Source organism: Streptomyces sp. NPDC034037 (assembly GCF_055575715.1).
The window spans coordinates 926,327-946,767 of record NZ_JBVISC010000001.1 but is presented as its reverse complement, the minus strand read 5'-3'; the positions used below and the strand labels follow the sequence as shown (position 1 = coordinate 946,767).

Annotated in this window: 12 protein-coding genes and 1 pseudogene; 6 read left to right on the top strand and 7 right to left on the bottom strand. The window is 73.5% G+C overall.

Going from position 1 to position 20,441, the window contains the following annotated elements; translation table 11 throughout:
- Positions 1 to 599 precede the first annotated feature (599 nt).
- Complete coding sequence (gene pepN, locus ACZ516_RS04255) at positions 600 to 3,173, bottom strand: aminopeptidase N (protein ID WP_469008378.1); 2,574 nt, start codon at positions 3,171 to 3,173, stop codon at positions 600 to 602.
- Positions 3,174 to 3,454: 281 nt separating this feature from the next.
- Between pepN (ACZ516_RS04255) and ACZ516_RS04250 the strand changes: the two genes are divergently transcribed.
- Both ACZ516_RS04250 and ACZ516_RS04245 read left to right on the top strand, forming a co-directional pair.
- On the top strand, positions 3,455 to 4,702 hold the full coding sequence (locus tag ACZ516_RS04250) for a flavin-dependent oxidoreductase (RefSeq protein WP_469008376.1): 1,248 nt from the start codon (positions 3,455 to 3,457) through the stop codon (positions 4,700 to 4,702).
- Positions 4,703 to 4,895: 193 nt separating this feature from the next.
- Entirely contained in the window at positions 4,896 to 5,435 is a 540-nt protein-coding gene (locus tag ACZ516_RS04245) for a DUF1203 domain-containing protein (protein ID WP_469008374.1), read from the top strand.
- 26 nt (positions 5,436 to 5,461) lie between these two features.
- Here the strand turns inward: ACZ516_RS04245 and ACZ516_RS04240 are convergent, their stop codons facing one another.
- Complete coding sequence (locus ACZ516_RS04240) at positions 5,462 to 6,340, bottom strand: LysR family transcriptional regulator (protein WP_469008372.1); 879 nt, start codon at positions 6,338 to 6,340, stop codon at positions 5,462 to 5,464.
- A 142-nt stretch (positions 6,341 to 6,482) separates the two neighbouring features.
- Between ACZ516_RS04240 and ACZ516_RS04235 the strand changes: the two genes are divergently transcribed.
- Positions 6,483 to 7,685, top strand: a complete 1,203-nt coding sequence (locus tag ACZ516_RS04235) for an MFS transporter (RefSeq protein ID WP_469008371.1) — start codon at positions 6,483 to 6,485, stop codon at positions 7,683 to 7,685.
- 26 nt (positions 7,686 to 7,711) lie between these two features.
- Here the strand turns inward: ACZ516_RS04235 and ACZ516_RS04230 are convergent, their stop codons facing one another.
- From ACZ516_RS04230 to ACZ516_RS04220, 3 genes are all read right to left on the bottom strand, one after another.
- Positions 7,712 to 8,728 (bottom strand): aspartate-semialdehyde dehydrogenase, encoded by a 1,017-nt coding sequence (locus ACZ516_RS04230; RefSeq protein WP_469008369.1) that lies wholly within the window; start codon positions 8,726 to 8,728, stop codon positions 7,712 to 7,714.
- 239 nt (positions 8,729 to 8,967) lie between these two features.
- Positions 8,968 to 12,276 carry a S8 family serine peptidase gene (locus ACZ516_RS04225; protein ID WP_469008367.1) on the bottom strand — a complete coding sequence of 1,103 codons (3,309 nt, stop codon included), beginning with the start codon at positions 12,274 to 12,276 and terminating at the stop codon, positions 8,968 to 8,970.
- 232 nt (positions 12,277 to 12,508) lie between these two features.
- On the bottom strand, positions 12,509 to 12,937 hold the full coding sequence (locus tag ACZ516_RS04220; protein ID WP_469008720.1) for a CGNR zinc finger domain-containing protein: 429 nt from the start codon (positions 12,935 to 12,937) through the stop codon (positions 12,509 to 12,511).
- Between ACZ516_RS04220 and ACZ516_RS04215 the strand changes: the two are divergent.
- From ACZ516_RS04215 to ACZ516_RS04205, 3 genes and pseudogenes are all read left to right on the top strand, one after another.
- Positions 12,882 to 13,592, top strand: a pseudogene (locus tag ACZ516_RS04215) (pyridoxamine 5'-phosphate oxidase family protein); the annotation flags it as partial. The gene ACZ516_RS04220 and the pseudogene ACZ516_RS04215 overlap by 56 nt on opposite strands.
- Positions 13,593 to 13,601: 9 nt before the next feature.
- Positions 13,602 to 14,078 carry an NUDIX hydrolase gene (locus ACZ516_RS04210; protein WP_469008365.1) on the top strand — a complete coding sequence of 159 codons (477 nt, stop codon included), beginning with the start codon at positions 13,602 to 13,604 and terminating at the stop codon, positions 14,076 to 14,078.
- A 246-nt stretch (positions 14,079 to 14,324) separates the two neighbouring features.
- Complete coding sequence (locus ACZ516_RS04205; RefSeq protein WP_469008363.1) at positions 14,325 to 16,133, top strand: TIGR03767 family metallophosphoesterase; 1,809 nt, start codon at positions 14,325 to 14,327, stop codon at positions 16,131 to 16,133.
- Between the two features lie 37 nt (positions 16,134 to 16,170).
- Here ACZ516_RS04205 and ACZ516_RS04200 read toward each other — a convergent pair whose 3' ends face one another.
- Positions 16,171 to 17,223 (bottom strand): hypothetical protein, encoded by a 1,053-nt coding sequence (locus tag ACZ516_RS04200; RefSeq protein WP_469008361.1) that lies wholly within the window; start codon positions 17,221 to 17,223, stop codon positions 16,171 to 16,173.
- A gap of 633 nt (positions 17,224 to 17,856) precedes the next feature.
- Complete coding sequence (pepN, locus tag ACZ516_RS04195) at positions 17,857 to 20,424, bottom strand: aminopeptidase N (protein WP_361075723.1); 2,568 nt, start codon at positions 20,422 to 20,424, stop codon at positions 17,857 to 17,859.
- Positions 20,425 to 20,441: the final 17 nt, after the last annotated feature.

Sequence of the window (20,441 nt, the reverse complement as noted above, 5' to 3'; positions counted from 1 at the left end):
CTCCCACCCGCCCACCCGTGGCTCGGCGCCGAGGGGTGGGCGTGTGGCCTGTGCGGGCTGTCGTGCCCGCGCCCTGTCCCGCGCTGCGCGCGGATATCTCCCACCCGCCCACCCGTGGCTCGGCGCCGAGGGGTGGGCGTGTGGCCTGTGCGGGCTGTCGTGCCCGCGCCCTGTCCCGCGCTGCGCGCGGATGTCTCCCTCCCGCCCACCCGTGGCTCGGCGTCGGAAGGTGGGCGTGGTGCCGGGGGCGGGGCGGCGTCCCCAGCTGTCCGGGCGGTGCGGTGCCCGGTGATGCGGGGTAACGGGTGGGTGGGTGGGAGAGGGACCGCCGCGAAGCGGCGGATTCGGGTGAGCGGCCCGCAGCCGAAGCCGACGAGCAACCCCACGGGCACCCGAACACCGCCCACCCACCAGTCAGACCTCAGCCACCCACACCCCGCCAGGGGGCACCCCCGCGCAAGGGGCACCCCCCCCCGAGCGGCAGCTCGGCAGGCCGACCCCCCGCCCAAGGGGCAACCCCCGAGCGGCAGACCGGCAGGCCGCCCCCCCCGCCCAAGGGGCAACCCCCCGAGCGGCAGATCGGCAGGTCCCCCGCTCGGTCAGAGGGCGCCGTCCGCGTCCCGCGCCCGCAGCGCCCGCTCCACCCCCGCCCGGGACTCCGTGATCAGGCGGCGCAGCGCCGCCGAGGGGTTCGCGGTGGTCAGCCAGGTGTCCGTGGCGTCCAGGGTGGCGCGGGAGACCTGGAGCGAGGGGTAGAGGCCGACGGCGATCTGCTGGGCCATCTCGTGGGAGCGGGAGTCCCACGCCTCCTTGACCGCGTCGAAGAACTTCCCCGCGTAGGGGGCGAGGAGTTCGCGCTGGTCGGTCTGGACGAAGCCGCCGATCACCGCTTCCTGGATGGCGTTGGGCAGCGAGTCGGACTCCACGACGGAGGCCCACGCCGCGGCCTTGGCCTCGGGCGTCGGCAGGGCCGCCCGCGCGGACGCCGCGTGCCGCTCGCCCGCGGCGGTCTTGTCGCGCTCCAGCTCCGCCGCGATCCCCGCCTCGTCGAGCCGGCCAGTCGCCGCGAGCCGCCCCACGAACGCCCAGCGCAGTTCCGTGTCCACGGCCAGGCCGTCGAGGGACTCCGTGCCGTCGAGCAGCCGCTCCAGGAGCGAGAGTTCGGCGTCCGTGCGGGCGGTCGCCGCGAAGGCCCGCGCCCACGCCAGCTGGTGGTCGCTGCCCGGATCGGCCGAGCGCAGGTGCGTCAGGGTCGCCTCGGTCCAGCGGGCCAGCGCCTCCTCACGGCGGGCCGGCGCCGCGTACAGGTCGAGCGCCAGCTTCACCTGGCGGTGCAGCGACTGCACGACGCCGATGTCGGACTCCTTGCCGATGCCGGAGAGGACCAGGGAGAGGTAGTCCCGCGTCGGCAGTTCCGCGTCGCGCGTCATGTCCCAGGCGGAGGCCCAGCACAGGGCGCGCGGCAGCGACGCCTCGAAGTCGCCGATGTGCTCGGTGACGAACGCCAGGGACTCGGCGTCCAGGCGGACCTTCGCGTACGAGAGGTCGTCGTCGTTCAGCAGGATCACGGCCGGGCGGGCCTTGCCCACCAGCGCGTCGACCGCCGTCAGTTCACCGTCGACGTCCAGCTCCACGCGGTCGGTGCGGACCAGCTTGCCGGACGCCTCGTCCAGGTCGTAGAGGCCGATCGCGATCCGGTGCGGGCGCAGGGTCGGCTCGCCTTTCGCGCCGGCGGGCAGCGCGGGCGCCTCCTGCTTGACCGCGAACGACGTGATGACGCCCCGCGTGTCGACGTCCACGACCGGACGCAGCACGTCGATGCCCGCCGTCTCCAGCCACTTCTTCGACCACGTCTTCAGGTCGCGCCCGCTGGTCTCCTCCAACGCGCCGAGCAGGTCGGACAGGCGGGTGTTGCCGAACGCGTGCCGCTTGAAGTACGCCTGTACGCCCTGGAAGAACTCGTCCATGCCGACGTACGCGACGAGCTGCTTGAGGACGCTCGCGCCCTTGGCGTACGTGATGCCGTCGAAGTTGACGAGCACGTCGTCCAGGTCGCGGATGTCCGCCATGATCGGGTGCGTGGACGGCAGCTGGTCCTGGCGGTACGCCCACGTCTTCATGGAGTTGGCGAACGTCGTCCACGAGTGCGGCCAGCGCGAGCCCTCCGCGTACGCCTGGCAGGCGATGGACGTGTAGGTCGCGAACGACTCGTTGAGCCAGAGGTCGTTCCACCACTCCATGGTCACGAGGTCGCCGAACCACATGTGGGCCAGCTCGTGCAGGATGGTCTCGGCCCGCACCTCGTACGCCGCGTCCGTCACCTTCGAACGGAACACGTACTGGTCGCGGATGGTGACCGCGCCCGCGTTCTCCATCGCGCCCGCGTTGAACTCCGGCACGAAGAGCTGGTCGTACTTGGCGAACGGGTACGCGAAGTCGAACTTCTCCTGGAACCAGTCGAAGCCCTGCCGCGTCACCTCGAAGATCGCGTCCGCGTCGAGGAACTCGGCGAGCGAGGGCCGGCAGTAGATGCCGAGCGGCACCGTCTGGCCGTCCCGGCCCTCGTAGGAGGAGTGCACCGAGTGGTACGGGCCGACGATCAGGGCCGTGATGTACGAGGAGATGCGCGGCGTCGGCTCGAAGCTCCAGACGTCGTCCTTGGGCTCGGGCGTCGGCGAGTTGGAGATGACCGTCCAGCCGCTCGGCGCCTTCACCGTGAACTGGAACGTCGCCTTCAGGTCCGGCTGCTCGAAGCTCGCGAAGACGCGCCGCGCGTCCGGCACCTCGAACTGCGTGTAGAGGTAAGCCTGTTGGTCGACGGGGTCGACGAAGCGGTGCAGGCCCTCACCGGTGTTGGTGTAGTCGCAGTCGGCGACGACCCGCAGCTCGTTGGGGCCCGCCACCAGGTGCTTCAGCGCGATGCGCGAGTCGCGGAACACCGCGGCCACGTCCAGCGCGTGCCCGTTCAGGACGGCCTCGTGGACCGCGGGGGCCACCAGGTCGATGAAGGTCTCCGCGCCCGCCTCGGCGGAGTCGAAGCGCACCGTGGTCACGGACCGGAAGGTGCCGCCCTCCTGCGCTCCGGAGAGATCCAGCTCGATCTCGTACGAGTCAACGGTCAGCAGCTTCGCCCGCTGCTGCGCCTCTTCGCGGGTCAGATTGGTGCCGGGCACGCGGTCATCTCCTCGGGTACGACGAGTGGTCGTTCAGACGATGGGTCAGGTCATTCGGGGGGTGCGACTTGTGGTGTTTCCGGCCATCCTTCCATGCGCGTTCGCCCGTCCGCGCGGCCCATTGTTCTACCGCCGCCGTGCCGCTACGCTCCGCGCGACCGGCCCGGCCCGGACAGGCCGCCGACCACGGCCCGGCCGCCGGGACCGCCGCACCACAGGGGGATGTGGGAGATGCTGCGCAGGGAGGGGCCGGGGCGTGCGAGACCGGCCGCGCGTCGGCCATGATCGACGTACTGGTGGCGGGCGCGGGCATCGGCGGGCTCACCGCCGCGCTCAGCCTGCACGCGGAGGGCATCGGCGTACGCGTGGTGGACGCGGCCGACGAACTGCGCCCGGCCGGTGTGGGCATCAACCTGCTGCCGCACGCCGTGCGCGAGCTGACCGACCTGGGCCTCGGCGACGCGCTCGCCGCCACCGCGGTGGCACCGGAGGCCCTGGTCCACTACGACCGGCACGGCAACCGCATCTGGGGCGAGCCGCGTGGCCCCGCGCCCGGCCGGCCGTGGCCGCAGTACTCCCTCCACCGCGGCGCCCTGCACCACCTCCTGCTCACCGCGGTCCGCGAACGGCTCGGCGAAGGGGCGGTGCGCACCGGCACCGCCTTCGCCCGCCTCGCCGAACGCGAGGGCTCCGCGCTGCGGGTCATCCTGCGGGACGTGGCGCGCGGCCGGGAGCACGCGGTGCGGGCGCGGGTCCTGGTCGGTGCGGACGGCCTGCACTCGACCGTTCGGGCCATGCTGCACCCGGGCGAGGGGCCGCCGCTGTGGAACGGCATCCGGATGTGGCGCGGCGTCGTCGAGTGGCACCCGGTGCTCGGCGGGCGGACCGTCGTGGTGGCGGGCTGCAACGCCGCCGCCAAACTCGTCGTCTACCCCATCTCCCGGCCGGCCCAGGAGCGGGGCGCGGCGCTGCTCAACTGGGTGGCGGAGGTGCGGTTCCCGCGGGCGCACCGGCACGCGATGGCCGGGCCCGCCGACTGGAACCGCTCGGGGCGGCTCTCGGACGTCCTGCCGCACTACGCGGGGTGGCGCATCGGCGACCTGGACGTGCCCGCGCTGCTCGCCGCGACCCGGCACATCCTGGAGTACCCCATGGTCGACAGGGATCCGCTGGCCCGCTGGGGCCGGGGCCCCGTCACGCTGCTCGGGGACGCGGCGCACCCCATGTACCCGGTGGGCTCCAACGGCGGCTCGCAGGCGATTCTCGACGCCCGCGTCCTCGCCCGCTGCCTCGCGTACGCGTCGCCGGACCGGGAGGCGGGGCTGCGGGCCTACGAGGAGGTGCGCACGGACGCCGTCAACGCGATCGTCCTCGCCCATCGCGACATGCCGGCGGACCGGGTCCTGCAGACGGTCGCGGAGCGGGCGCCGGACGGCTTCGAGCGGGTGGAGGACGTGCTGACCCCGCGGGAGCTGGCGGCACTGGGAGCGGCGTACCGCACCACGACGGGGGCCGGCCCCTGGCCTTGAGCGGTGCGGTGCGGTGCGGTGCGGTGCGGTGCGGTGCTTGAGCCTGTACGGTCCTGCTCGGCCCTGTTCGGCTCGGTGGATCACCGGCTTCGCCGGTTCGTCCTCAAACGCCGGACGGGCTGATTCCTCGCCCCTCAGCGCGACGTCCGAATTCCGCCAGCCGGTGACCCTCCCTCCGCGTCACGCTCGACCCATGACCACCACCTACACCCCGCTCCCCATTCCCCCGGACGCCCTCGCGGAGCTGCGGGTCGTCGACGACGCCGGGCGGCCCTGCGTGCCGTACGTCGACCCGGAAGGCGGCGATCCGCTGCGGTGCTGTCTGCGGCCGGTCGCCCCCGGCGAGCGCGTCGCGCTCGTGTCGTACGCGCCGCTGCGGCGGTGGGCCGCCGGGCGTGGGATGGACCCCGGGGCCTACGACGAGCAGGGGCCCGTCTTCCTGCACGCCGAGCCCTGCGAGGGGCCCGCCCGGGAGCGTACGGAGTACCCGTTCTCCCGGGCCGGGGCCCTGCGGACGGTCCGCCGGTACGACGCGCGGGGCCACATCGTCGGCGGGCGGCTGCTGGAGATCCCGGAAGAGGGGACGCGGGGGTTCGACGCCGCGTTCGAGGAGGCCTTCGCCGACCCGGAGGTCGCCCTCGTGCACGTACGCGCCGTGGAGTACGGCTGCTTCCACTTCGAGGTGCGCAGAGAGGGACACAGGGCGGGCGGCGAGGGACGTGCGGAGGTCTGATCCCGGGGCGGTGCGGCCTCGCCGGTTCACGCCGCCGGCCCCGCCGCCCCCGCCAGCGTCCGCGCGAACTCCCTGACCCGGCCCGTCTCCCCGTCCCGGTGCCACACCATGCCGAGCACCGAGTCCGGCAGGCCCTCGACCGGCACGAAGGCGACGTCCCTGCGGCCGTGGTACTCCGCCGTGGGACGGCACAGCAGCATCGCGCCCCGGTCCGCCGCCACGAGCGTCAACCCCTCCTGGAGCGTGCGGACCTCGGGCGCGGGGACGTCCGAGGGGGCGTGCGCCGTACGCCAGTACGCGGGCGCCGGCGCCGCCGCCGCGATCAGCGGGGTTTCCGTCAGCTCCGCCGCGCTCAGCAGCTCCCGCCCCGCGAACGCGTGCCGCAACGAGACGGCGACGGTCTGCCGCTCACCGGCGAGGACCGGGCCGAGGACCAGATCGGGTTCGGCGACCGGCAGCAGGACGATCGCCGCGTCCACCTCACCGCGGCGCACCGCCCCGAACGGGTCCGCGAAGGGGATCTCCACGATCTGAGTCACGCAGCCGGGGTGCCGCTCCTGGAAGCCGGTGATCGCCCCCGTCAGGCGGGCGTCCGCCGTCCCCTGGAAGCCGAGCCGCAGCGTGCCCTCGACGCCCCGCGCCGCCGCCCTCGCCCGCTCGACGGACGCGGCCAACTCGTCGTAGGCAGGGCGCAGTTCGGCCAGGAACCGCTCGCCGAGCGGGGTCAGCCCGACCCGGCGGCTCGTGCGCTCCACGAGCCGGGCGCCGATCCTGCGCTCCAGGGCGGCGAGCAGCTGGCTGACGCGGCTCTGCGAGACGTACAGCCGCTCGCCGGTCCGCCCGAAGTGCAGCTCCTCGGCGAGCACGAGGAAGCATTCGAGCTCCCGGATTTCCAGCCCGTTCACGTCCGTGCCCCCCTGTGTGCCCCGCGCTCGGCCAGGATCGATGAGCCCGGCACCGATGAGCCCGGCATCGATGAGCCCGGCTCATACAAGGATGAGATCGTCGGCGTTGTTCCCCGCCCCGCCGCGCCACAGGGTGGATGCCATGTTCCAGAGCACTCGCATTCCCGCGTCCGGCGGCGCGTCGCCCCGGCCGGCCGGGTTCCTCGCCGTCCTCGCCGTCGCCACCGGCACCTTCTCCGTCGTCACCACGGAGATGCTCCCCGTCGGCCTCCTCACCTCCGTCGGCGCGGGGCTCGGCGTCTCGGACGGCACCGCCGGCCTCGCCGTCACCCTGCCCGGCCTCGTCGCGGCGCTCGCCGCCCCGCTGCTGCCCGTCGCCGTGCGGCGCGCGGACCGGCGTACGGTGCTGTGCGTGCTGATGGCGCTGCTCGCCGGCGCCAACCTCCTCTCCGCGCTCGCCCCGGGCTTCGGGGTCCTGCTCGCCGCGCGCGTCCTGGTGGGCGTCTGCATCGGCGGCGTGTGGGCCGTCGCGGCGGGGCTCGGCGTCAGGCTGGTGCGCGAGGAGGCGGCCGCCGGGCGGGCCACCGCGGTGATCTTCAGCGGGATCGCCGTGGCGTCCGTGCTCGGCGTCCCCGCGGGCACGCTCCTCGGTGAACTGGCCGGCTGGCGCTGGGGCTTCGCGGCCCTCGCCGCGCTCGCCCTGGCCGTCGCCGCGCTGCTCGCCGCAGTCCTGCCGCCGCTGCCCGCCGACGCGGGCGTCCGGCTCGGCGCCTTCGCGCGGCTGCTGCGCCTCGGGCCGCTGCGGGCCGGACTGCTCGCCGTGACGCTCCTGGTCACCGGCCACTTCGCCGCGTACACCTACGTACGGCCCGTCCTGGAGCGGGTGCCGGGCATCGGCGCGGGGCTGATCAGCGGGCTGCTCCTCGCCTACGGGGCGGCCGGCGTCGTCGGCAACTTCGCGGCCGGCGCCGTCGCGGCCCGCGACCCGCGCAGAGCCCTGCTCGCCCTCTGCGCGGGTCTCGGCGCGGTGGTGCTCCTGCTGGTGCCCGCGGGCGGCTCGCTCGCCGCGTCGGCGGCGCTGCTGGTGGCGTGGGGCCTGGCGTACGGCGGGGTGTCGGTCTCGGCCCAGAACTGGGTGATGGCGGCGGCCCCGCACGCCCGCGAGGCGGCCTCCGCGCTCTTCGCCGGGGTGTTCAACATGGCGATCGCGCTCGGCGCGTTCGCGGGCGGCCGGGTCGCGGACAGCCGCGGGGCCGGTGACGTGCTGTGGCTGGGCGGCGGCCTGGCCGGGCTCGCGCTGGTGGCCGTGGCCCGCGCGAAAGGGGCGGCCACCCGCGAAGGGTGACCGCCCCTGCCGGGCCGGGGGCCGGATCAGCCCTTGAGCTCGGCCGCGACCAGCTCCGCGATCTGCACGGCGTTCAGCGCCGCGCCCTTGCGGAGGTTGTCGTCGGAGATGAAGAACGCGAGGCCGTTCTCGACGGTCTCGTCCTTGCGGACGCGGCCCACGAACGAGTCGTCCTTGCCGGCGGCGACCAGCGGCGTCGGCACGTCGGTGACGACGACGCCCTCGGCCTTCGAGAGCAGCTCGGTGGCGCGCTCGGGGCTCAGCGGACGGGCGAAGCGGGCGTTGACCTGGAGGGAGTGGCCGGTGAAGACGGGCACGCGCACGCACGTGCCGGAGACCTTCAGCTCCGGGATCTCCAGGATCTTGCGGGATTCGTTGCGCAGCTTCTGCTCCTCGTCGGTCTCGTTCAGACCGTCGTCGACGATGGAGCCCGCCATCGGCAGGACGTTGTACGCGATGGGCGCGACGTACTTGTCCGGCTCGGGGAAGTCGACCGCCGAGCCGTCGTGCGTGAGCTTCGGGGCGTCCTCGCCGACCTTCTTGATCTGCTCGAACAGCTCGTCCACCCCGGCGAGGCCGGAGCCGGACACCGCCTGGTAGGTGGCGACGACGAGCGCTTCGAGGCCTGCCTCGGCGTGCAGTGGCTTGAGGACGGGCATGGCGGCCATCGTCGTGCAGTTCGGGTTGGCGATGATGCCCTTGGGGCGGTTGGCCACCGCGTGCGGGTTGACCTCGGAGACGACGAGGGGGACCTCGGGGTCCATGCGCCAGGCGGAGGAGTTGTCGATCACGACGGCGCCCTGCGAGGCGACCTTCTCGGCGAGGGCCTTGGAGGTGGCGCCACCGGCGGAGAACAGCACGATGTCCAGGCCGGTGTAGTCGGCGGTCGAGGCGTCCTCGACGGTCACGCCGTCCACGACCGTGCCGGCGCTGCGGGCCGAGGCGAACAGGCGCAGCTCGTCGACGGGGAACTCGCGCTCCACGAGGATCTTGCGCATGACCTTGCCGACCTGACCGGTGGCTCCGACGATTCCGACCTTCACAGGGACTTCCTCCGTATGTGCGTGCGGCCTCGTGACCTCGGCCGGTCTGTGGGGGGTGGCTCCATCATGCGTCTGTCCGGGCCCGGCTTGTCCAATCCATTGTCCGAGGTGCGGGACGCCACACTCCGGGACGCCGCATTCCGGGGGTGGCCGACGGAAAACGCCGGGCGGACTCGTACGAGCCCACCCGGCGCTTGTTCTCTCCGCCCGGGACACCGTCCCGGCACTTCAGGTCACCGTTACGGCGTGACCTTCTCGATCTTCACGCTGCCGTTGCCGGCGACCGTGCCGCCGGCGTTCAGCAGGGACACCTCGCCGAACAGCTCACGGCCCTCGGCGGCCGGGGCCTTCGCCTCGACCTTGGCCTCGACCTGCGCGGAGGCGCCGGTGCCGAGCTTCACGGTCTTGGACTCGTCGACCGCGACCTTGCCGAGCGCGTCGGAGAAGAACACGTCCCGGTAGTCGTAGGCGGTCGAGCCGGTCGGCACCGAGTAGCCCACGACCTCGATCGTGTACGTGCCGGCGGCGGGCTTCGCGAGGCTCACGGACTCCTCGGAGTCGCCCTCCGCGGACGACCCGACGACCTTGCCGTCCTTCTTGACGCTCAGGTCCAGGTCGGCGGCGATGTCCGCGGGCGAGCCGATGACGACGTCGAGCCGCTCGGCGCCCTCGGGCACGACGACCGTGCTGGTCTGCGTGGCGCCCTGGGCGATGGTGGGACGGGCCGACCTGGACGAGCCGAGCGAGCCGCCCTTGAGCTTGCCGTCGATGGCCGCGAAGCGGTTCGTGGCCTTCCAGGTGACCGGCGCCGGGGTGCCGACCTTGGCCTCGGGGAGCGTCTGCACGGCCGGGTCGAAGTCGACGCCGAGCGCGGAGACCTTCAGCTCGTAGGGGTTGTCGAGCAGCGGCGAGGTGCGGCGCGACTCGACCTCGATCTCCCAGACACCGGCCTGCGGCTCCGGGTAGGAGCGCAGGTCGGGGCGGCAGGTGTTGGCCGGGTTCTCGTAGTTCGGGTAGCAGACGAGCGACGACGTGGAGTCGACCGGGACACCGTAGGGGTGCACGGCGAGGAACCGCGTCTGGCTCTTGCCCTTCAGGCCGCCGAGGGCGACTTCGAGGGTCTTGACGCCCTTGGGGACGGTGACGAAGTACGACCTGGTGCTGTTGCGCTGCACCGAGCCGGCCGCCTTGTACGTGTACGACGGCTCGGCGAGCGGCGTCGAGACGACGACCGTCGACATGATCTGCCGGTCGACGCCCTCGGTGCGCTCGTCGTCGACGGTGAGGATGGCGCTGTGCAGACCGGCCGACTTGGCCTTCGCGCGGACCTTGACGGTGACCGGCTTGTTCAGCGGCAGCGACACGTCGTCGTCGCCGAGCAGCTCGAAGGTGCCCTCGTGGTTGTTGACCAGGTCCAGCTCGTGGCGCAGCGCACGGTCCGGGCCCGAGGTGCGGGTGATCGTGACGTCGTACGTGCGCTTCTGGCCGGTCTTCAGGCCGCCCTCGCGGTCGTAGATGCCGGTGCCGGGCTTCTTCAGCTCCTGGTCCAGGGCGGTGTCGACCGGGGCCTGCACCGTGTAGGTGTGCGCCTTGGCGCCGTCCTCGACGGCGTTCCAGGCGTCGACCACGTTGATCAGGCCGCTGCCCTGGGCGTACGCCTGCTCGCCGCGGATGCGGTCGGCGGTGGAGGTGAGCGCGGTGCGCAGCTTGGCCGGGGTCAGGTCGATCTTCTCGCGCTTGGCGGCGGAGAGCAGCAGCGCCGAGGCGCCGGCGGCCTGCGGGGAGGCCATCGAGGTGCCCTGGAGCATGGAGTAGCCGGCCGGGAGCTTGTAGCCGGCCTCGGCGACCGGGGAGCCCGGCAGCCAGGTCTGCGTGGTGTTGATGGCCGAACCGGGCGCCGAGATGACCGGCGTGAAGCCGCCGTCCTCGCGGGGGCCGCGCGAGGAGAAGTTCATCATCGCGTACTTCTTCTCCACGGCGGAGCCGTAGTTGGCGGCCCACGTCTCCTTGGAGATGGCGGCGCCGACCGAGATGACCTTGTCGGCCAGGCCCGGGTCGCCGATGGTGTTGGCGCCGGGGCCGGAGTTGCCGGCGGAGATCACCAGCTGCACGCCGTAGGTGTCGATGAGGCGCGTGTACAGCTCGGCGCGCGCGTTGTTGCCGTCGTTGAGGGCGGGCAGGCCGCCGATCGACATGTTGACGATGTCGACGCCGCGCTCGGTGACGAGGTCGATCATGCCCTCGGTCAGGGCGACGTTGGTGCAGCCGCCGCTCCAGGTGCAGGCGCGCGAGGAGACCAGCTTGGCGCCGGGGGCGGCGCCGTTCATCCTGCCGCCGAACAGGCCGTTGGCCGCGGTGATGCCCGCGACGTGCGTGCCGTGCTCGGACTCGATGACGCCGATGTTGACGAAGTCGGCCTTCTTGCCGACCCAGTCGCCGCCGTAGGGGTCGGTGGGGACGTCCTTGCGGATCTCGACGACGAAGGGGACGCGCTCGGCGACGTCGGTCGCCGGGTCGTCCTTGCCGAAGTAGGCGACCTGGTGGTCCTCCTTGTACGGCTTCATCGTCTCGTCGTCGGTGAAGTCGTTGTCGTCGTCCAGGTCGACGCGGACGGTGCCGGCCGCCGGGTCGTACAGGACGCCCCAGCTGTCGGTGGTGTCGCCGTCGCGGTTGATGTCGCCGTTCGCGTCGCCGCCGACGGTGGCCGCCTCGCGGAAGCGGTTGACCTGGAAGGAGCCCGCGGGGGCTTTCCACGTCTCGCCGTCCCAGGTGAAGACCGGGCCGGTGACGGGGTTGGTCATGCGGCGCCAGGTGCCGTCCGCGTCCACGATCGGGTCGGTCGCGGTCACCCAGTCGGTGATCTTGCGCTCGCCGGTGGTGGTCTTCCGCAGCGCCGGGTGGCCGAGGTCGATGCCGGAGTCGAGGACGCCGATGGTGATGCCGCGGCCGTCGGCCTTCGGGTGCTTCTTCACGAAGTCGACGGCGCCGGTCTCGGCGGACGGGTTGTACGGGTTCTTCGCCGGGGTGTCCTTGCCCGGACCCGGGTAGGCGCCCCGCGCGGCGGACTGCGCGCCCTTGGCGCGGTCGGCGGCGGGCGTCGGGTCGTCCAGTTCTATCTCGTGCCGCAGGTCGATGGCGTGCACGGACGACAGGGCGGCGGCGGACTTGATCGCGGCGTCGGCCCTGCCGGTCGGCACGGTCGCGCGGACGTAGCCGAGCTTGTCGTAGGTGCGGCCGACCGAGCCGCCCTTGACGGCGTCGAGTCGGTCGGCGACCTGCTCGGTGGCGCCGGGCGCGGTGGCGACCATCATCGTGACGGTCTTGTCGCCGTCCGCCTTGGCCTCGGCGAGCAGGTCGGCGTCGGCGGCGCCGAGCTTGCCGGCCGCCGACCTCGGGACGTCGGTCGGGTCCGCGGGGGTGTCACCGGTGGCCGCGAGGGCCGCGGGTATCCCGGTGGCGCAGAGCGCGGCGGTCAGGCCGACGGCTATCGCGAGGCGGGCCGCGCGTCCGGTGACCGCGGGTCTCGCGCTGGAACTGGATCTGGGCATCGGCATCCCTGTACGTAAGTCGGGAGGAGGGTTTTCGATTCGGTCCGGAATTCGGGACCGGATGACCGCTCAGCCTTACGTAAGTGGCTGCCGTTTGGGGAGAGTTGTCCGAGCCGTGATCAGGGCATGGCGTAATTCCGCCATGCGCCATCGGGGACAAGGCGGCGTATAGGGGGACTTGCGCCGGAACTTTTCCGGCCGCTTCCCGTCCGGGGGTCCTGGAAGAAAGGCCCTAGACCTCGCGCGACCGGGCGTAGTGGCGGGAGGCCTTCGCGCGGTTGCCGCAGACCGCCATGGAGCACCAGCGGCGCGTGCCGTTGCGCGAGGTGTCGAAGAAGTGCAGGACGCACGCCTCGTGGGCGCAGCCGCGGATCCGGTCGGGGGCGGTGGCCAGCAGCCGCAGGTAGTCACGCGCGGCGAGCCAGGCCGCGCCCCAGGTGGCGTCCGCGAACTCGGGTTCCTCGCCGGGGCCCGCGGCGCCCAGGGTCGCGCGGATGCGGCCGTGCGCGAGGACCTCGTCGACGCGGGCGGCGGCGGCCGGGTCGCCGGGGGAGTCCACGGCCGAGGCGAGCGCGTCCCGGGCGCGCAGCACGTGCTCCAGGGTCGCCTCCCCGCTCACCGGCGACCCCGGTTTCGTACGGGCCACCGGGCCGAACCAGATCTCCGTGGCGGGCGCCCCGCGCGCCACCGATCCGCTGGCCGGCGCCCTCGCCCGCGACCACACGCCTCTCGGCACCCTCGCGCTCGATCCGCGCACCCGGCGCCGGATGCGCCTGAACGGCAGGTCCCGGCCCACGCCCGGCGGCCTCGCCGTCGAGGCCGACCAGGTCTTCGCCAACTGCCCGAAGTACCTCCAGAAGCGCTCGCTGCACGCGGGCAGACGCGAGGAGGGCCCCGGCGAGCCGCGGCGCGGCACCCGCCTCACCGCCGGGCAGCGGGACTTCGCCGCCGCGAGCGACACGTTCTTCCTCGCCACGGTCCACGCGCACGGCGCCGACGCCGGCCACCGCGGCGGCAACCCCGGCTTCGTCCGCGTGACGTCCCCCACCACGCTGGAGTGGGACGACTACCCCGGCAACGCCATGTTCCTGTCCCTCGGCAACCTCCACACCGACCCCCGGGCGGGCCTGCTCTTCCTCGACTGGACGAGCGGCACCGCCCTCCAACTCACCGGAACCGCCCGCACCCACCACGCCGGCGACGGCTCCCGCACGGTCCGCTTCACCCTCGCCGAGGCCGTCGAGACCCCCGCCGCGAGCCCCTGGAGCTGGTCCGGCCCGGAGTACTCCCCTGCCAATCCGGGCCGGGGGCACTAGCGTCGGTCTGTGCACAAGGAACTCAGGGTGGCGGCCTACGCCGTATGCGTACGCGACGGACAAGTGCTGCTCGCCCGCTGGGTGGCGGGCGACGGCAGCAAACGCTGGACGCTGCCCGGAGGCGGCATGGACCACGGCGAGGACCCGTACGACACGGTGATCCGCGAGGCCGACGAGGAGACGGGGTACGTGGTCGAACCGGTCACGCTCCTCGGCGTCGACTCCCTGCGCCGCCGCTACCCGCGCAGACTCGGCGCCGTCGCCGACTTCCACGGAGTGCGGCTCCTGTACGAGGGGCGGATCACCGGCGGCGAACTGCGCCACGAGACCGACGGCTCCACGGACCTCGCGGCCTGGCACCCCCTGGAGGCCGTGCCGGACCTCGACCGCGTCGGACTCGTCGACATCGGCCTGGAGATGTGGCGCAGCCGCCCCGCCGACGGGCACATCGCCCGCACCGCCGACCCCGGGCCGGTGAGCCCCTGACGGGTCTCGCCTTCCCCGGAAGGTGAACAGGGAGCAAGCGTCTCCTCTCTCCCCGGAAAGAGGTACGTGACCGCGCAGGGTGCCCGGTGATCCACGTACGGTGATCTGCGCCGGGCGTTGCGCCCGCGTTCACGCACAGGTCACCGCCGATGCCAACGATCCGGTATGAGCGGGAAGTTCGCGGGCCGACCCGGCCCCGGCGCCCGCGACCACTGCCGACGCGTTCGCACTCGGGGAGACCGCGCCATGCCGCGCACACGCTCTGTCGCCACCGCAACCGCCACGGCCGCCGCGGGTCTCGCCTCGGCCACGGCCGGCGCCGCCGGGCGCCTCGACCGCCGTGCCCTTCTCGCCGCCACCGGAGCGGTCACGCTCGCCGCCGGCATCGGCCACACGCTGGGCCCCGGCGCGGGCTCCGGCAACGCCGCACCCGCCGGGCGGGTCACCGTGCCCCGCTCCCGGCAGGCCTCCGCCGCACCCCTCGCGCCCTACCAGGCCGGCACCACCCTGCTCACCGCCGCCGCCCCGCGCGGCACGTCCGGCTACCGAAGGCTCGGCGACGGGCCCGGCTGGCCCCGGGTGGTGCGCGGCGACCTCGCGGCGGCGAAGGCGGGGCGCGAGAACCGGCGCACCCCGCTGGCCGCCTTCGTGCAATTCACCGACCTGCACCTCGTGGACGTCCAGCACCCCCTGCGCTACGAGTACCTGCGCGCCCAGACGGCCAGCGCCTGGCGGCCCCACGAGTCCCTCTCGGTGGCCGGCGCGGTCTCCCTGGTCGAGCGCGTCAACGCCCTGCGCGGCGCCCCCGCCACCGGCGCCCCGCTGCACTGCGTGGTGACGACCGGCGACAACACCGACAACAACTCCCGCGCCGAACTCGACTGGTACCTCAAGGTGATGAGCGGCGGCCGCATCACCCCCAACACCGGGGACCCGCGCCGCTACGAGGGCGTGCAGGACAGCGGACTCAAGCTGTACTGGCACCCGGACGGCGCCCTGCGCGACACCGACAAGGCGCTCGGCTTCCCGCGCCTGCCCGGCTTCCTCGACTCCGCCGTCCGCGAGGTCAACAGCCCCGGCCTCGGCCTGCCCTGGTACTCCACGGTCGGCAACCACGACGCGCTGCCCGGCGGCTGCTGGGCGCCGCAGGACTCCTACCTCACCGAGTTCGCCGTCGGCGGCAGGAAGCTGATGTCCCTGGACGAGGCGCGGGGCGCCGCCCTGTGGAAGGCCGTGAAGAAGGGACGCGACCCCAAGGGCGTCCACTTCAAGGAGCTGTTGCGGAGCGAGGCGCGGCGCATGCGGTCCATCACGCCGGACGCGTCACGGGCGCCCTTCACACCGGCCGAGTACGTCCGCGCGCACCTCGACCCCGCCCACACCGGCCCCGGCCCCGTCGGCCACGGCTACACGCGGGAGAACCTCGCCTCGGGCACGCAGTACTACTCCTTCCGCATCAGCGACGACGTGCTCGGCATCAGCCTCGACAGCACGGACCCCGCCGGCCACTACGAAGGGTCCCTCGGCACCGCCCAACTGCGCTGGCTGGAGCGCGAGCTGGCCGCCGCCGAACGGCTCCAGGGCGGACCCTCGTACGTCGTCGTCTTCAGCCACCACACCAGCAGGACCATGCGCAACCTCCGCCACGACCCGGCCCGGCCCGGCGAGGCCCGGCACGGCGGCGAGGAGATCCGCGCGCTGCTCGGCCGCCACCGTTCGGTGCTCGCCTGGGTCAACGGCCACAGCCACAAGAACGCGATCACCCCGCACCGCACCCCGCACGGCGCGTTCTGGGAGGTCTCCACCGCCTCGCACATCGACTTCCCGCAGCTCGCGCGGGTCGTGGAGGTCGCCGACAACCACGACGGCACCCTCTCCCTGTTCACCACCCTCATCGAGTCCGCCGCCCCGCACCGCACCGATTTCACCGACCTCTCCCAGACCGGCCTCGCCGCGCTCTACCGCGAACTGTCCTTCAACGCGCCGGGCGCGAAGCCCGCGCTGGGCGGCGAGGCGGGGGACCGGAACACGGAGCTGGTCCTCAATAAGCGCTGAGTCGGCACAAAGCCGCGCATGCTGGGCCGGCCGGCCGCTAGCGGGGCAGCGCCACGACATACGCCGCCGGCTCCCGGTCGTCCGACGCCATCAGCGCGGTGCGCACGACGGTCGCCTGCTGCTCCGCCGCGTCCCGCAACTTCTTCGGGGTGAGGTGGACGACGGTGATGCCGAGCCGCTCCAAATGCTCACGCTTGCGGGCGTACTCGGACCACAGGGCCTCGTCGCCTTGACGCAGGCTCTGCCGGGGCGCCCGGGTGTCCAGCTCCACCGCGACGGCCTGCTCCGGCCAGTAGGCGTCGACGCCGCCGAGGTGCGGGCCGCCGGGCAGCCGCAGCTCGACGTTCCACAGCGGATCGGGCAGGCCGTGCTCCGCGACCATCCGGTACAGCCGGTCCTCCGCGATGGCCCGGCCCTCGGCGAGCAGCGAGTCCACGGCGTCCACGACGTGCGGCAGCGCCAGCAGCCGGGCGGCGCGCAGCTCACCGACGACGGCGGCCGGCTCGCAGTGGCCGCCGCGCACCGCCTCGGTGAGCAGCCGGCGCACCGAACCCGCGTCGGTGAGCTGCGCCACCGCGTCGGCGAGGGCGCGCGCCACGGGGGCCACCGGGACCCCGGTGATCTGCTGGGGGGCCGGCAGCGCGGTGCCGCGCACCAGCCGGACGAACCCGATGGAACGCAGCCGGCGGGTGCGGGGCACCAGGACGTCGACGCGCTCCAGTGACGGCAGCGGGGGAACGGCCGAGAAGCGGTGCAGGGTGAGCGCCGCGAGCCCCGTGATCATCGCGTCGGTGTACGGGGCGTGCGGCTCGCCGGCGCCGGGCTGGGCGGGCACGGCGGCGGCCTCGCGGGCGGGTGGGCGCCCGGCGTACAGCAGGGCGCCGTGCAGCCGCTCCTCGCTGGTCGGCGGGCCGGGGTGCAGCAGGTACACGCCCGGCAGGAGCTGCTGCCAGGGGCCGCCCGGGCGGCACCGGGCGCCGGCGTCGGCGGCGGAGACGCCGTGTGCGCGGAGCTGGGCGGTGCTGAGGATGCGGGGGTGGGCGTGGGGGAGGTGCCGCAGGGGGAGCGGGAGCGGGGCGTTCTGGTTCATGCCGGGGTCGTTCCCTCGGCCGTGCGGGCCGCTAACCGCTGTTACAGACCCGTCGACAAAGCGGGACAGGCCCGCCCTAAAGCACGGGCGTTCGACTGCCGATGATCTCCCGCTCCGGGCGCCGGGTCCGCCTGTCCGTCCCTCGGGCGCGGCGCTCCGTGCGGGGCCTGTGTCCGCCTGCTTCGCGGCGGGTGTCTCCCACCCGGCCGCCCACCCGTTACTGGCGTTGTGTTGCCCGGGTCCTGTGCTGCGGTGGGTTCTTCGGCTGGCGGACCCGCCCTATGCCGCCGCTTCGCGGCGGGTGTCCTCCCACCCACCCACCCGTTACTGGCGTCGAGTTGGCCGGACCCGGGCTGGGCGGTCGGAGCCTTCGGTCGGCGGGTCCGGCCCGCGCCCCTACGCCCACGGTCCGACCCGGGGTGAACGGGTGGGCGGGTGGGAGACATCCGCCGCGCAGCGGCGGCGCAGGGCGTAGGGGCCAGGCCCCGCGCCCCTATCTCCACCGCCCGACCCGGGGTAAACGGGCGGGTGGGTGGGAGACACCCGCCGCGAAGCGGCGGGGCAGGGCGACGCCCCGGTCGGGGTGGGGGAACGGGACCCCGGGTCACATGGAGGCCCGTTCCCCCGGCCGGCCTAGGCCCCCGCGTCGCACGCCTGCGCCCGCAGGGACCGGGCCAGGTCGTCGCGGGACTCCAGGACCAGGCGGCGCAGCGCGGGCGCGGCGGAGGCGTGGGCGGTGAGCCAGTCGTCGGCGGCCGCCAGTGTCGCCTGGTCCGCCTGGAGGTGCGGGAACAGGCCCCGCACCACGTCCATGCCGATCTGGATGGACCGCTCGGTCCACACCCGCTCGATGGCGTCGAAGTACTTGGAGACGTACGGCGCGGCCAGCTCCCGCTGGGACGGCTGTGCGAAGCCCGCGATCGTCGCTTCGACCAGCGCGTTGGACAGGGCGTCCGACTCCACGACGGAGGCCCACGCCTGCGCCTTGACGGCCGCCGAGGGCCGCGCGGCCAGGCACCGCACGTGGTGCCGCTTGCCGGAGGCCGTGTCGTCGCGGGCCAGTTCGGCGGCGAGGGTGTCCTCGTCGGCGGCGCCGTGCGCGGCCAGCGGGCCGAGCAGGGCCCAGCGCAGCTCCTGGTCGACCTCCAGGCCGTCGATCTTGGCGGTGCCGGCGAGGAGCCCTTCCAGCAGTTGCAGGTCGGCCGGCGACGACGCCACCGCCGCGAAGAACCGCGCCCACGTCAGCTGGTGCTGGCTGCCCGGCGCCGCGATCCGCAGTTCCCGCAGGGCGCCTTCGGCGAGCGCCCGCCCGCCTTCCTCGCGCCAGTCGGGGGCGGCGTAGTGCGTGAGGGCGGAGTTGGCCCAGGCGTGCAGCATCTGGAGGACGCCGATGTCGCTCTCGTGCCCGGCGAAGCGCAGCACGAGCCCGATGAAGTCGCGGGCGGGCATGAGGCCGTCCCGCGTGAGGTTCCACAGCGCGGACCAGCACAGGGCGCGGGCGAGGGGGTCGGTGAGGTCCCCGAGGTGTTCCCGCAGCGTGGCGAGGGAGGTCTCGTCGAAGCGGATCTTGCAGTAGGTGAGGTCGTCGTCGTTGACGAGGATCAGCTCGGGAGCGGCTTCGCCGGCCAGTTCGGCCACGACGGTGCGGGGCCCGTCGACGTCCACCTCGGCGCGGGCGTACCGCTCCAGGTCGCCGCCGGCCGTCCTGCGGTACAGGCCCACCGCCACGCGGTGCGGGCGCAGTTCGGGGTGGGACTCGGCGGCTTCCTGGAGCACGGACAGTTCCGTGATCCGGCCCTCCGAGTTCAAGATGGCCTGCGGGGTCAGGGAGTTGACGCCCGCCGTCTGGAGCCAGGCCCGCGACCAGGAGGTCATGTCCCGCCCGGACGTCTCCTCCAGGACCGAAAGCAGGTCGCCGAGGACGGTGTTGCCGTACGCGTGGCGCTTGAAGTAGCGCCGGGCGCCCTCCAGGAAGGCCTCGCGCCCCACGTAGGCGACGAGCTGCTTGAGGACCGAGGCGCCCTTGGCGTAGGTGATCCCGTCGAAGTTGAGCTTGGCGTCCTCCAGGTCGCGGATGTCGGCGGTGACGGGGTGCGTGGAGGGCAGCTGGTCGGCGCGGTAGGCCCAGGCCTTGCGGTTGTTGGCGAAGGTGATCCAGCCGTTGGTGAAGCGGGTCGCCTCGACCATGGAGAAGGAGCCCATGAAGTCGGCGAAGGACTCCTTGAGCCACAGGTCGTCCCACCACCGCATGGTGACGAGGTCGCCGAACCACATGTGGGCCATTTCGTGGAGGATCACGTTGGCCCGGCGCTCGTACGACGCCTGGGTCACCTTGCCGCGGAAGATGAACTCCTCGCGGAAGGTCACCAGGCCCGGGTTCTCCATCGCGCCCAGGTTGTACTCCGGCACGAAGGCCTGGTCGTACTTCCCGAAGGGGTAGGGGAAGTCGAAGTTGTCGTGGAAGAAGTCCAGGCCCTGCTTGGTGACGAGGAAGACGTCGTCCGCGTCGAAGTGCGGGGCGAGGCCCTTGCGGCACATCGCGCCGAGCGGGATCTCCAGGCGCGTGCCGTCGGCCAGGACGCGCTCGTAGGTGTCGGTGACGTGGTGGTAGGGGCCGGCCACGACCGCCGTGATGTAGGTGGAGATCGGCTTCGTCTCGGCGAACCGCCATACGCCGTCGGTCAGTTCACCGACACCGTTGGACCACACCGTCCAGCCTTCGGGGGCCCGCACCTCGAAGCGGTAGGGCGCCTTGAGGTCCGGCTGCTCGAAGCCCGCGAAGACCCGGCGGGCGTCCGCCGGCTCGTACTGGGTGTAGAGGTAGACCTCGCCGTCCTCGGGGTCGACGAAGCGGTGCATGCCCTCACCGGTGCGGCTGTAGGCGCACTGGGCGTCCACCACCAGCTCGTTCTCCTCGGCCAGGTCGTCCAGCGCGATCCGGGTGCCGTCGAAGACCGCGGCGGGGTCCAGGTCCTTGCCGTTGAGGGACACCGCCGTGACGCTGGGCGCGACCAGGTCCGCGAAGCTCGCCGCGCCCGCCTCGGCGCGGAAGCGGATCGTGGTGACCGAGCGGAACGTGCGCGGCTCCCCGCCGCCGTCGCCGACCGCCGAGCGCAGGTCCAGGAAGACCTCGTAGCCCTCGACGGACAGCAGCGCGGCCCTCTCGTGGGCCTCGTCGCGGGACAGATTCTCACCGGGCACGGGCGGCACTCCCTTGT

Coding starts and splice junctions, on each gene's coding strand:
- ACZ516_RS04245 (WP_469008374.1), top strand. CDS start 4,896: ATGACCACCACCTACACCCCGCTCCCCATTCCCCCGGACGCCCTCGCG.
- ACZ516_RS04250 (WP_469008376.1), top strand. CDS start 3,455: ATGATCGACGTACTGGTGGCGGGCGCGGGCATCGGCGGGCTCACCGCC.
- ACZ516_RS04205 (WP_469008363.1), top strand. CDS start 14,325: ATGCCGCGCACACGCTCTGTCGCCACCGCAACCGCCACGGCCGCCGCG.
- ACZ516_RS04200 (WP_469008361.1), bottom strand. CDS start 17,223: ATGAACCAGAACGCCCCGCTCCCGCTCCCCCTGCGGCACCTCCCCCAC.
- ACZ516_RS04235 (WP_469008371.1), top strand. CDS start 6,483: ATGTTCCAGAGCACTCGCATTCCCGCGTCCGGCGGCGCGTCGCCCCGG.
- ACZ516_RS04225 (WP_469008367.1), bottom strand. CDS start 12,276: ATGCCCAGATCCAGTTCCAGCGCGAGACCCGCGGTCACCGGACGCGCG.